General features: G+C 43.8%; 3 protein-coding genes. All 3 read right to left on the bottom strand.

Annotated features, from left to right (window positions below):
* Window positions 1-297 precede the first annotated feature (297 nt).
* On the bottom strand, window positions 298-5,319 hold the full coding sequence (locus QUB25_RS28335; RefSeq protein ID WP_333188618.1) for a PAS domain S-box protein: 5,022 nt from the start codon (window positions 5,317-5,319) through the stop codon (window positions 298-300).
* A gap of 677 nt (window positions 5,320-5,996) precedes the next feature.
* Window positions 5,997-7,217: a hybrid sensor histidine kinase/response regulator gene (locus QUB25_RS28330; protein WP_333188615.1), complete on the bottom strand. Its 1,221-nt coding sequence runs from the start codon at window positions 7,215-7,217 to the stop codon at window positions 5,997-5,999.
* 251 nt (window positions 7,218-7,468) lie between these two features.
* Window positions 7,469-13,960, bottom strand: coding sequence for a PAS domain S-box protein (locus tag QUB25_RS28325; protein WP_333188614.1), 6,492 nt, complete (start codon window positions 13,958-13,960; stop codon window positions 7,469-7,471).
* Window positions 13,961-14,310 lie beyond the last annotated feature (350 nt).

Genomic DNA, 14,310 nt, shown 5'->3' with positions numbered 1-14,310 from the left:
CGTTTTGGCATTCTTTATTTGATGGGGGTGGTGTTCCTCCCGATCATATCATGGTTAATCGACCGGACATGATATAAGGAGAATGCTCACTTGCAGGGTATAATTCAGATATTACGGTATTTGATATTACTGAGATGTTGCAGTCTTCTCAATTACTTGTTTAGGAACAGGCAATATGCCTGTTACACAAGAAAATTTACTCGGTGTGTAACAGGCATATTGCCTGTTTTTGAGAAGGGTGCCAGATGTGAGATATTACCCATTTTCGCTTCCAAATTTCAATTACCAATTGCTAATTTATTGCCCCAAATTGGAATTTGTAGTTGTTAAATTCGGTCGGACTGGAATTTCAATCAAAAACTCCGCTCCCTCTCCCGGTGTCGAAATACAGCTCAATCTGCCGCCGTGGCGATCGACGATAATCGAGTGAGAAATCGACAATCCCAAACCCGTACCCTTGCCCACAGGTTTAGTCGTGAAAAACGGGTCAAACAGCCTGGATCGCACTGACTCCGGCATCCCCCGCCCGTTATCCGCAATAGATACCGCTACGAAGTCGGCAGCCGCCTGATAACTGCGAATAGCGATCGTGCTGGGATGTCGATCGCACTCCTCGATCGAACGCTGCTTGTCCCGTTCTTCCAAAGCATCGATCGCATTAATTAAAATATTCATAAATACCTGATTCAACTCGCCCGGAAAACATTCAATTTGTGGCAATAGTTGGTAATCTTTAACTATCTGAATTTCTCCATGACTGCTGTGAGATTTTAACCTATTTTGCAAAATCATCAACGTGCTATCAATGCCCTCATGAATGTTAACCGACTTCCCTGCGGACTCGTCCAATCGTGAAAAATTACGCAACGATTTCACAATCTCGACAATTCGCTCGGTTCCTACTTGCATCGAATTAAACAATTTCGGGAAATCCTCAGCAATATAATCCAAGTCTATTTGATCAATTTTCTCCAAGACTTGGGCTGGCGGATGAGGACAGTAATGCTGGTAAACTTTAATCAATTCCAGCAAATCTAAAGTGTAATTGCGAGCCGGATTGAGATTGCCGTGAATAAAGCTAACAGGGTTATTAATTTCGTGAGCAACACCAGCAACTAACTGACCCAAGCTCACCATTTTTTCATTTTGAACGAGCTGAGCTTGAGTCGTTCGGAGTTTGTTAATAGCTACTTCTAACTCTAGCGCTTTTGAACGTTCTCGCACTTCCGATTCCTGCAAAGCTGACTCGGCTTGCTTGCGATCGGCAATTTCACTTTGTGCTTGCTCAAACAGCATTGATTGCTGGATCGCGATCGCCAACTGCACGCTAATTTGTTTGAGACACTCGACCTCAATTTCCTGCCAGTGACGGGGGCCCGCGCACTCGTGAGCAATCAATAGCCCCCACAACTTCTCGCCTTGCAAAACTGGCACTACCAAATTAGCTCGCACCTGAAATTGACTTAATAAATTAATGTAGCACTCGGAAAGATCAGCTTGGTAAATATCATCCACAGCTACAGTACGACCGTGTTCGTAAGCAGAAGCATAGCGGTCTTCAAAGCAGGAATCGTCAATAGTTATTCCCTGAATAGCCAGCCAATTTTTGCCCACTGACTCGACATTTACAAAACCGCTCCAATCGGGATTAAACTGATAAATTACTGTCCGGTCTGTTTGTAAAAAATGCCGTACTTCAGCAACAGTTTTTGTCAAAATTTCTTCTAAATTGAGAGAAGAGCGAATGCGTTCCAGCATTCCTACCACCAGGCGTTCTCGCTTTAATTGCTGGCGCAATATAGCCTCAGCAAGTTTGCGAGTGCTAATATCTTCAATCACACCAATTACATAGCTAGGTTCCCCAAACCCATCCCGCACTAAAGATACAGTCATATTAGTCCAAACAAATGAACTGTCTTTGCGAATAAAGCGTTTTTCTAGAGAATAATTAAAAATTTCCCCAGCTAACAGTCTGTCGCGCGACTCGACATCGGCTGCTAGATCTTTGGGGTGAGAAATATCCCCAACATTTCGTGATTTCAGCTCCAATTCCGAGTATCCGACAATATTGCAAAACCCTTGATTTGCATTCAAAAATTGACCGTCTGGCCACACTTTAACAATGCCAATTGCCGCTTGTTCAAATACAGCGCGAAATCGCTGTTCGCTTTCTTGTAAAGCAATTTCTGCTTTTTTGCGATGGCTAATGTCCATTGCCGTGCCAAACAGCCGCACCACCTGACCCAACTCATTTTTAATAGCTTGTCCTTTACAGTTGACGTGCCTGATTTCTCCTGATGGAAAATAGATGCGGTGGTCGATATCGTAAGCTGTCCCTTCAGTCACTGCTTTTTCTACAACTTCTGCAAACCTTTCTTTGTCATCGGAATGAATTTGCTCGAAAAGTTCTTCCATTGTCGGTGGCAGATTCAATTCTCGACCGTAAACTCGAAACAGTTCCTCCGACCAAGTAATAACTCCTGCCTCCCTATCGAATTCCCAATTGCCGATGCGGGCTATTTTTTGCGCTGCTTGCAACTGTTCGGCAAGTTGTTGCAAAGATGCGATCAACTGAGTTTTTTCTGCTTCTGCTGCAACGCGGGCACTGATATCTTTGTGAGTGCCTGTTATCCGCAACGGCGCACCCCATTCGTCGTACTCGACTACCTTGCCCATCGCCAGAATCCACTGCCAATTCCCCCCTTTGTTGAGCATCCGAAATTCAAATTCATAGATATCAGTCTCACCTTCCAAATAGGAATTTAAACATTCCATTACCTTTACTCGGTCTTCTGGATGCACCAAACTTTCCCAACCTTTGAGGTTATTTTCAATTTCGGTTTCTGCATAGCCTAGCATTGATTTCCAATAAAAATCGAAATAAGTTTCGCCAGTAGCTATATTCCAATCCCAGAGCCCCAAAGAGCTGCCTGAAACTGCCAACTGCAATCGCTCTTGACTGAGTTTTAATGCCGATTCGGTGCGTTTTATTTCTGTGAGATCGGCAATGATAGCTATCATTCCTATCGGTTGCATAGCGCTATCTTTAATGCAGTTAGCTCGCAAGAAAGTTTCTATGATAGCGCCATTTTGACTCTTAATTTCAATTTCACTTTCCCAGGAAAAACCTTTCCGCAGCACCCTAAATAACTTTCTCAAGTCTTGAGATCGGGGATACATTACTGCTGGGCCGCCAGCATTATTTAGTTCTTCAACTGTATAGCCGTAGCGCTGAATAAATGCTTGATTGTGATAAACGGAATAACCATCCAAATCTGCGATCGCGATCGCATCACTAGCACTGTCTACAGCTTGAGTTACCAGGCACAGAGTCATTTCGGCTTGTTTGCGCTCGGTAATATCAAAAATCGCTCTGTCGAGCCACAAAACAAGCCCTTCTAGATTGTAAGTTGGTCTACCTCTTTCCGACATCCACCGCACCGCCCCGTCATCGCGAACAATCCGGTATTCTAGATTGTACGGCTGTTTCGACTCTACTGCTGCGCTGATTTGTCGATCGACCATTTCCTTGTCTGCCTCGTGGACAATGCTGGCAAAACTCAAGCCGTTGTTGCCAATAAAATCCCCAGCAGGATACCCACTAATGACCTCAATTTCATCACTAATAAATACCATCCTCCACTCAGCATCATACAAGCTGCGGCAGATAGCGCCTGGGATATTCTCAACGAGCGATCGAAATCTGGCTTCACTCTCCCGCAAAGCTGCCTCAGCCTGTTTTAAATCAGTAATATCCAGCACCATGCCTTCCCAAACTATATCCCCTTCCTGCGCTATTTCAGTCGGACAATTAACTCGTTCCGGTCTGGAAACCCCTTGCATCCACTTAAGTTTGCCCGACGGTACAATCGCGCGCCATTCCTGCTGCCAGGGCTGCATATTTGCCGCAGAGACAGCAATAGATTCTTCAAATTTTTGACGATCATCTGGATGAATTAAATTAAAAAGTAGTTGAGGATTCTGCTGAATATTTTCTGGTTCCAATTCAAATAAATAGCGGCTGCCAGAAGAAATATAAGGAAAACTTTTTTGACCGTCGGTTGAGAGACGAAATTGATAAATTATTCCCGGCAAGTTGGCAGCAAGTTGCCGCAGTCTAGCTTCGCTTTCTTGCTGCGCTAATTGTTTGCGCCTATCCTGAGTGATATCTCTAATTATTCCCACGAGAATTTTACTGCCATCGGTATTTTCAAAGACAGTTTTTTTAGTAGACAGAATGTGCTTTGCACCGTTGGCGTCAGTAAATATTTCCTCACTCTCGTTTTCTTTCCCCGTCCTAAACACTTGTTGGTCAGTATGCCAACCAATTTCAGCTTCTTGTTTTGGGAAAAAGTCATAATCCGATTTGCCCAGCAGTTCCTCGCGCTGCTTCCCGATCAGCTTGCAAAAAGCATCATTTAACAGTATCCAGCGGTGCTGTTCATCCTTGACAAAAAGTGGGTCTGCAACTGCATCGATTGTATAATTCAAAAACTTTTTACTAGCTTCTAGTTCGGAAAGTGCTAAAATCTTATCTGTAATATCATTAATAGTTCCTGTCGTCCCCTGCGCCTCGCCGTTCCAGCCTAAAATAAAAAATTCTTGCACTTCCACCCACCGAATTTCCCCATTTTTGGTAACATATCGACTTTGGTAACAACAGGATATTTGTTGATTGGGTCTCCGACCTTTAAACGAATTTAAATATTGGTGGTGATCCTCAGAATGAATGTAGCTCAAACAGGAAGTTCCTAAGCTTTCATCAACGGTAAATCCGGTAATTTCCGTCCAAGCCGGATTGAGAAAAGTCCAATTGCCAGCAGTATTGGTTTCAAAAACGACTTCTTTGATATTGCCAACAACCTGCTGGTATTTTTCTTGACTTTTTTGCCATTCTGCTTGCCGTTTCTGGCGGGCGATCGCGCACCTGAGCGTCCGTACCAGCAGCCGGCTGTCTACCTGTCTTTTCACCAGATAATCTTGGGCGCCGGCGGCAATTAACTCGACAGCTAGTTCTTCGTCATCGGCCGCTGTCAGAATGACGATCGGAGTATTTATACAGCAATCTTGAAGTCGGAAAAAAGTATTAAATTTTAGGCTGTCAGGAAGTGAAAGATCTAATAAAATTACATCAAAAATTTTGTCGCTTAAAATTTCTATAGCTTCCCGGAGGCGAACTACATTGGTCAGATCAATTGACTTTCCTAGTTGGGGTTCACACAGCAGTTCTTGAATGAGTTCTGCATCTTCTGCACAGTCTTCTACTAAAAGAATTTTCAAACAAGCAGGCGTTAAAGTTGACTCAAAAACAGATGTCATACCATTTTATATTTTATATTTTTGAGGTGAGATTGGGAATGACTGATGACTATCGCAATTGGGTTTTTGCGTACAGTGGCATTTTTTTTCCTGCTATCCTTTTGCTATTTTTTAGTAATTATAAAATGTCAGCAGCGGATGCAGCTACCTAGCTGATGATTGGGGAACTTGAACCACACGCTTGAGAGTGGGCTGTGTGCTTGCAGACCACGCAGATTTATTTATAGAATTGAGTTGTTCGCTGCAAGTTTTCCGCCTCGCCCCAAACCTAGTGGCCCAAAACTATTATACTCTTACCAATCTTGCCACTCAACTCTATTTTAATTTACAACCTTTGGCAGGGGAATAGCAAGAGGTAAGTCAAAAAAGCGCGGACTAATCAGGATTTGCATTGCTGATAGCCTTTGAGATTTGAGATTTTAAATAGCCGTTTAAAGTTTGCCTAAAGTGGCATTTTTTTTATGGTATTACTACTAAGCTACAATAATTACCGTTAATTTACAAAATACGAGCTGAGATTGTGTTCGGTTAATGACCCGCACTTAGCGCCTATTTGTATTGAACAATGCAAGTTTTTTCTTGAGCAAGTAACCAAGACTTGCATTCCTTGCTACAAATTTAATTACCAACTTAGTTATGGTTGTCTAACCGGACACAATTTAACTCAGTTGAGTCGCTCAATGTGTCTGCGGTTTGGGCAGCACAACTGTAAACACGCTGCCTTGACCGACATTACTGCTAATAGCAATCTCACCGTTAAAAGGTTTTAAAAGTTCAATACAAGTATAAAGTCCTAAACCTGTTCCTGTCGGTTCGCCTTCGGTTTTTTCCTCACCTTTAGGCGGCTTGGAGGTGTAAAAAGGGTCAAAAACTTTTGGCAAATCGTCAGATGATATGCCGCATCCCGTATCTGCAATATCCATGTATATGTTCGAGTCATCTTGCCGAGTCACGATAGTTATTTCTCTGCTTTTCTTTTCCCACATAGCATCCATTGCATTATTTATTAAATTATAAAATACTTGAGAAAGATAGGAATAAATTAATGGAATACTAGCAATTTCTTCGTCATAAAAGTATTTTTTTCTAATCTTATTTTTAAAATACAGGTTGCCTTCCAATAGCTGAATTTCTCGCTGCACTAAATCGTTGATATTCACCGGGTGCAAATCTTGCTTTTGCTCGTTTCGGCTTTTCATCATCAGAGTATCCATGATCTGATTGATTTTTGTGACAGCTTGAAAAATATATTTAGTATAGTTAAAAAGAGAGTCTTCTTGAAGTTGTGTGGCTTTTGTTTCAATCAAATCGACGCTAGTCTGGATCACTTGCAGCGGACTTTTGAGATTGTGAACCATGCCCTGAGTCAAACGTCCGATGATGGCTGTTTTTTCCTGGTTTATTAATTGCTTGGTTTTTTGTTCAACAAGTCTTTCCAGGTTTTGGTTGAGGTGGGCAAGTTCGAGGTTTTTTTCTTCGAGTTTTTTTTGCAAGCTGCGGATTGTCAAGTGGGTTTGAATCCGGCTCAAAACTTCTTCGTGCTGGAAAGGCTTAGTGATGTAGTCAACGGCTCCTGTCTGAAAGCCTTTTACTTTATCCGGCGTATCGGAAAGGGCGCTCATAAATATGATGGGAATATCTTGCGTTGACAGGTCTGCTTTCAAACGTCGGCAAGTTTCAAAACCGTCAATTCCTGGCATCATGATATCCAAAAGAATCAAGTCTGGATGGATGTAGTCAATTTGCTCGATCGCACTTTCGCCGTCTAGAGCCACTAATACTTTAAACCCGTAATTCCTTAACAACTCGAAAAGTACGTCCAGATTTGTTTGGTTATCATCGACAATTAGTATGATGCTTCTTTCGGAATTCTTATCGTTCATATTCAAGGGAAACATTCAAATTTTTGATTTTTGAGTTGTGGGTTGTGAGGTTAAATGGGATTCAATGAATTTTTGGCGGCTCTAGAAACCCGGTTGCTTCCTAGAGGCTTCTATTTGCAATAACCCTTTGAGGAGCCGGCTGCGAGTCCGGGCCGCCCAAGCAAATTAAGTTGTCGCTTCGCGGGAGGCCAGAACACCTAATTGAGAATGGTACTCTGGGCCCGAGATTTAACTGATTTTGAGTTGTCTGTTAGCTACCGTCAATTTTAGGACAAATGTTGCTTCAAAAAATCTCGAATTTGCTTGAGCTGAAATCCTTTAGCAAGTTGGCGCAGGTGATGAACGAAAAGCCCTAATGTCGGGTCAGAATGTTCGAGTTTAGCAGTTTCTTCCAAAATAGCTTCAATATCGCCCATTGCAGCCAATCTTAACAACGCCAAGACTGACTCTGAGGCAGGAGACACCATCGTTGAGTCAGCAGCAGCAATCTCAGAAGATGCTTTTGCAGTTTGATCTGTCCGCTTTTTGGTTTGTGATCCTTCTTCGTAAACCCATTCTAGTCTCAAATGCAGGCGCAATAATTCTAAAAGCTCATTAGTTTGAATCGGTTTGGTGAGAAAATTATCGCAACCTGCAAGTATGCTCTCTTGCTTGGTAGTCTCGTAAACGTTAGCGGACAAAGCAAGGATAACCGTATCTTTTAATTCCGGCAACTGTCGCAGCCGCCTGGTAGCTTCCCAACCGTTCATTACCGGCATCAGCAAATCCATTAAAATTATATCCGGTAGAAATTCCTGTGCTTTGTGCAAGCAGTCTTCGCCGTCTGTAGCTTCTGCAATTTCAAAGCCTAAATGAAAAAGCAGCCTGTGCAACATGGCGCGATTTACTTCGTGATCGTCCACGATTAGCACTTTCCGCTGAGGGCCGATAAAACCTACAAGCCGGCTTTTTTCTTGGCGGGAGGGGAGTTCCGAACACTGGGCGACTGCTGGCAAGTCTAGATCCAACCAAAATATGCTGCCTTTGCCGCAGCTACTTTGGACGCGAATTTGGCTGCCCATCATTTTGACTAATTTTTGGCTGATGGAAAGTCCCAGTCCGGTACCTTCGACGAAATTGTTATGATCGCCCACTTGATGAAAAGGCAAAAATATTTCTTCTAATTTATTCTGCCCGATGCCAATGCCCGTATCTTCGATTTGAAAGCGAATTTTAGGGGTAGGGGTACGGCCGGTGTTGTCTGCTATTATCCCCTCGGGCGCTTCTGTTCTTCCTAGCGGCGGGTTAGACATTTGCTGCGCGTCTAAATTAGCGGTCAAATTGATTATTTGAGGGGCAATTTCCGCTGTCAAACTAGAATTTTCGCTGTTGGTTTGAGGATAATTATCGGGGAAATTTTCTGCATAACCGACTTTGAATGTAACGCTGCCGCTGTTCGTAAACTTAACGGCATTGCTGAGCAAATTAATCAAAACTTGACGCAACCTTTTTTCGTCTGCCAAAATGCCGTCTGGAAGCGCTGAAACCTGCTCGTAATTAAAAGCAATTCCTTTTTGAGCTGAGCGCATCTGGAACAAATCAATAATACCTTTCAAAAAACTGGAAAAATGCACGTTTGTCAGCGACAGATCCATTTTACTAGCTTCGATTTTTGAGAGGTCTAAAACATCATTAATCAGCATCAGCAGGTGGTTGCCGCACTGGTGAATGTTGTTAAGACTTTCCTGTTGATCGGCGGTAAAGTTTTTATCGACTTTGAGCAGTTGAATGTATCCCAAAATCCCGTTCAAAGGCGTCCGCAATTCGTGGCTCATGTTGGCGAGAAAGTCGCTTTTAGCGCGGTTGGCGGATTCGGCGGCTTCTTTAGCTAATTGCAGGGCGGCTTCTGCAAGTTTGCGATCGGCAATTTCGGTTTGTGCTTGCTCAAAGAGCATCGATTGCTGAATGGCGATCGCCAACTGCACCCCCAATTGTTTTAGGCACTCTCCCTCCAATTGCTGCCAGGGACGCGGGCCCGTGCAGTGGTGGGCAATTAACAGCCCCCACAAGTTTTCGCCTTGCAAAATCGGCACTACCAGATTCGCTCTCACATCGAGCCGAGTCAACAAACCCAAGTGGCAGTCGGCCAGCCCGGCATTTTGAACATCTTCTATGGCTCTAATTCTGCCCTCTTGGTAAAGAGGAACGTAGGCTGACCCGAAACAGGGGTCATAAATTTCGATTCCTACAATTGGTCGGACATTTTCGGCAACCGACTCGACAGCGATAAACCCGCTCCAATCCGGATTAAATTGGTAAATAATAGTACGGTCTACTTGCAAAAAATGTCGCACTTCTTCGACACTTTTGGTAAGAATTTCTTCAAGATTGAGAGAAGATCTAATGCGTTCCAGCATGGCTACTGCCAACTGTTCGCGCTTTAACTTTTGCCGTAAAATCAGCTCTGATTCTTTGCGTTTTGTGATATCGGTAATCACTGCAATTAAGCCGATGTAATTTCCATTAATATCTTGAATACTGTCGGCTCGCACCAGAGCAGTTACTGCTTCGCCGCTCTTAGTGTGCAGGGAAGCTTCGCCAGACCAAGAGCGACCTTGGCGAAGGCTTTTATAGATTTGTTTGTAATTTTTATGCCGGACATAAAGCGCGGTGATATCGCCAATATCATTGAGTTCTTCCACTGTGTAGCCGTAGCGCTGAATGAAGGCTTGATTGTGGTAAATAGACCGCCCTTTCAAGTCGGCGATCACGATCGCATCGCTGGTACTTTCGACGGCTTGAGTGACCTTGAGTAAAGCTAATTCTGCTGCTTTACGATCGCTAATATCCGTCATCGAACCTACCATCCGCAGAGGGTTTCCGGCTTGATCCCAAACGGCTTGAGCGCGGGCGAGCACCCACTTATAGCTACCGTCTTTACACTGCAAGCGGTATTCGGCGGCGTAATTGGGGGTTTGGCGATCGAGATAACCTTGGATCGCTGCTTGGACTCGTGAGCGATCGTCTGGATGGATGCGATCGATCCATGCGCTGTAGTTGCTGTCGATGTCGCCGTCTGTGTAACCGATAATTTCTTGCCAGCGGGCCGATCGAAAAGCTTCATTTGTTTGAAGATTCAGATCCCAAATTCCGTCTTGATTGCCTTTGAGAACTAACTGCCAGCGTTCTTCACTTTTACGCAATTCTTCTTCGGCTTGTTTGCGCTGAATATGATCGCCCAACTGAGTCGCTACAGCCTTAACCAACTCTACAATACGCGGTTCCATAATCGAGCGGTCGCGCTTGCAGAATACTAAAACTGCCAGCACCTTTGAGCTAGCGTGAATTGGCACTCCGAAACAAGCTTTCAATCCGACTAATGCCGCCATTTGCGATCGGGCAAAAAGATGATTTGTAGCTAGAGAAATATCTTCAATCCATTCTACATTCCTGGTTGACCAAATCCGTCCAGGTACTGCCACTCCGGGGGCGAATCTAATTTTTCTACTTTCGCGGCCGAACATATCTAAATCGCGATCGCTAGCGTACCAAGTTTCACTGTGTTCCAAAAAATTACCGTTAGCAGTCGGTATCCAAGCTTCCGCAAAATTCCAGCCGATCGCATTGCACAGCAACCGCAGGATATCTGGGAGGGCGCTGTGAAAATCTGCCGACTGACTAATAGCTTGAGTTGCCGCCAGCAACAGCTTTATTTCATCTTCTGCTTGCTTGCTTTCTGTAATATCAGTTCCCGTGCCGAGAATTTGTTTTAACTTACCATCTGCTGTTTTTGCAAATACAGTATCTCGGCTGACAATCCAGCGCCAAAAACCATCCTTGTGCCTAATTCTGTATTCAATTTCAAAGATATCCCCTTCCGCACCAGTTTCGACTTGCTGTAAATAATCAGGTATTTTGATTGAATCTTCCGGGTGTATTAAAGTTGACATCATCCACGGCCCGATTGCCTCAATCTCCTCTACTGTATAGCCGAGAATGTGGTATATAGAAGCGTTCGCATAGATATTTTTTTGTTCTATTAAGTCATAAACATACAACATATTAGGACTTGCCTCAGCAATTTGTTGAGCGAACCGCTGGCTTTCCCGCAGTGCTGCTTCGGTTTTTTTTCTTTCGGAAATATCGCGAACAATGCAAATGATTTCCCCGTCGGGCAGCATTGTCAGCGAGACATCTATAGGGACTTCCGAGCGGTCGCGACGGCATCCTACTGCTTCGGTGCTGTAAGAACCTTTCTGCACTAAAGTCGGCAGGACTTCTTGCTCGAACCTTTGCAGCTCTGCACCTTGGTAGAATGTTTTCCAACTTTTACCTAAGATTTCTTCGAGAGAGTCGTAACCGTAGATTTTTACTCGGGCTGCGTTGCAATAAATCACCTCTTTGTCGGCACTGAATATGGCGATACCTTCGGAAGCTTGGGCCATTGCTGCTGCTTGCCTCTGGAGGACTGACTCAGAGCGTTTGCGTTGAGTGATATCGCGGACAATCGCGATAATTTCGTCCTCCGTGCAGAAGACAATTCTCGCTTCAAAATCGTACAGTTCACCATTAACTGGCATTTGATATTCTACGAATTGAATCTCGCCATTGTCGATCGCTTGTTGATTGCCGGACAAGATTTTTTCAGCAAAAGCAGTCGGCAATATGTCTTGTGCTTTTTTGCCTATTAGTGATTTTTGTGGGATGATTTTCTCGAAATCTTTGGCAGGCTTGAAGTCTACAAAAGTGCCGTCTGCCCGACAGCGAAATATCATGTCTGGTATCGCATTTAAAAGAGCGCGGTTGGTGGCTTCGCTCTTACGCAATTCAGCTTCAGCTTGCTTGCTAAATGTAACGTCGCGAGCCACTGCATAAATCAAACCTTCTTCTGCAAACGGCGATGCTGTCCACGACAGCCATTTATAAGTACCATCTTGGCAAAGATAGCGGTTTTCTAAGCTAATAACAGGGTGGCTTTTTTTAAGTTTTTCTAATTCCGCTACAGTAATTTCTAGGTCTTCTGGATGGACGAATTCTATCAAAGGTTTGGCTAAGATTTCATCACTGCTATAACCTAATACATTTGACCAAGCGGGGTTTAAGCGTTTAAAATAGCCATCAAAACCTGCAATGCAAAGTAAATCCAGCGAGAGATTAAAAAATCGATCGCGGTCTTGCTGGGTTTGTTTCAATTCGGTAACATCCATCACCAAACCGTCCCAAACTATATCACCGTTGGCTTGCCTTTCTGGCTTCGATGCGCCTTGCAGCCATTTCACTCGATCTCCCATAACTTGCCGCCACTGGTGTTGCCAAGCTTGCTGAGTCGCCGCCGAAGTTGCGATCGATCGCTGCAAGTCTGAGATGTCGTCTGGGTGAACTGTTGCAAAAGCCAAAGTGGCATTTTCTTCTATTTGTTCTGGTTTTAAATTGTAGATCTGCAAACTGCCAGAAGAAACGTAAGTAAAAGATATTTTACCATCTACATAAAGCCGATATTGATAAATCATTCCCGGCACGTTGTCGGTCATTATTTGAAATCGAGCTTCGCTTTCCTGCAACGCAATTTGTTGGCGTTTGTATTCGGTAACATCTCGCATTGTTCCGACCAACATTTTACGACCGTCGGCGTTGTTAAAAACTGTTTTTTTGGTAGATATAATGCGTTCTTTTCCGCCGCCATCGGTAAAATTTTCTTCTGTTTCCTGAGAAAGACTTCTTTGCAATACTTGCTCGTCTTGTTGCCAAAAAAAAGCCGCTTGATCGGGGCGAAAAAAATCGTATCCTGACTTGCCAATCAGTTCCGCTCGCCTTTTTCCTATCAAATTGCAAAAAGCATCGTTTAATACGATCCATCTGTGCTGCTCATCTTTGACAAAAATCGGGTCAGGAGTAGAATTAATCGTGTGATTTAAAAACTCTTCTGATGCTTTTAATTGAGCTTCGTAACGGTAGCGATCGCTCACATCCAAGACTACTTTAATCAGGTGGTCCATCGAGCCGTCGAGAGCGCGAATACACCGCATGGAAACTCTAGTATAAACTGTTTTTCCGTCTTTTTTGCGCCACCTTTGGTCTAAAACATAGCCTTCACTCTCCCCTGCCAAAATTTTATTTAACTGCTCTAAACTCGACTGCAAGTCTTCAGGAAAAACCCACCTCTCCCAACTCTCATGCCAAAAATCCTGGCGATCGTATCCCAGCAAATCGCACAAAGCATCGTTTACTTCCAACCACTCGCATTTTTCTGGTGCTGAGGGGCAACTCGGAGGAGCCAGAATGGCAATGCCGACGAGAGAATTCTCGACTACCGAGCGATATTTTTCTTCGCTTTTTCGTAAAGCTTCTTGGTTGTGCTGTCGCTCGACTGCATAACGAAGCGATCTAATTAACACTTCGCTGTCAATTTTTCGCTTGACTAGATAATCTTGAGCTCCGGCTTGGATTGACTGCACGGCAAGCTCTTCATCGTTGCGGGCAGTCAGTACGACAATCGGAGTATTTAGACTATATTCTTGTATTTTGACAATTGTATTTAAGTCTTGGCTGTCGGGCAGCGAAAGATCTAGTAAAATCACATCAAAATGTTCGCTGACCAAAAGTTGCTGCGCTTTGCTGAGACGGTCTGTACAACTTACTGATAGCCTCTGGGGTTCGGCTCTACTGACGTTTGTTTCTAATAATAATTCTTCAATCAGATCGGCTTCTGCTTGATTGTCTTCGACCAGAAGAACTTTAAAGCCGTTTCGCTTTGCGGGTGGGCTCAAAACTGATATCATATACCTTGTTTTTTGTCATAAGGCAGTTTAGCCAACTATTATAGCATATAAAGAATTGTATAGCCACAAATCCCGCCCTTCCCAGTTAAAAACTCTTTGGTTCAACAATTACAATGCACTTTATCTCAGATGTTGAACGGTTCTCAAGAACGGGCTTTCCGGCCCATTTCACAAAGAGTAAATTTTCTTGGGAGGGGTTCTTCTAACCAGCCCTTAAAAGGCTTATTGAAAATGGTACAATATCTGATACCTATGCGATTGTGTTTTTCCTAAAACAATACTCCGGACAGTTTTTCAAGAGGGAGGCGATGGCTTCGGCAAGCAACGCTTACGCAATAAATCACAGAAGC

The organism is Microcoleus sp. B3-D7 (assembly GCF_036705305.1).
Classification (GTDB): domain Bacteria; phylum Cyanobacteriota; class Cyanobacteriia; order Cyanobacteriales; family Microcoleaceae; genus Microcoleus.
Note: the sequence above shows the minus strand (reverse complement) of the source record. Positions and strands in the feature narration are given on the sequence as shown.

Bases quoted from the DNA above. Each gene is read 5' to 3' on its own strand.
- QUB25_RS28335 (WP_333188618.1), bottom strand. From the start codon at position 5,319: ATGACATCTGTTTTTGAGTCAACTTTAACGCCTGCTTGTTTGAAAATT.
- QUB25_RS28330 (WP_333188615.1), bottom strand. From the start codon at position 7,217: ATGTTTCCCTTGAATATGAACGATAAGAATTCCGAAAGAAGCATCATA.
- QUB25_RS28325 (WP_333188614.1), bottom strand. From the start codon at position 13,960: ATGATATCAGTTTTGAGCCCACCCGCAAAGCGAAACGGCTTTAAAGTT.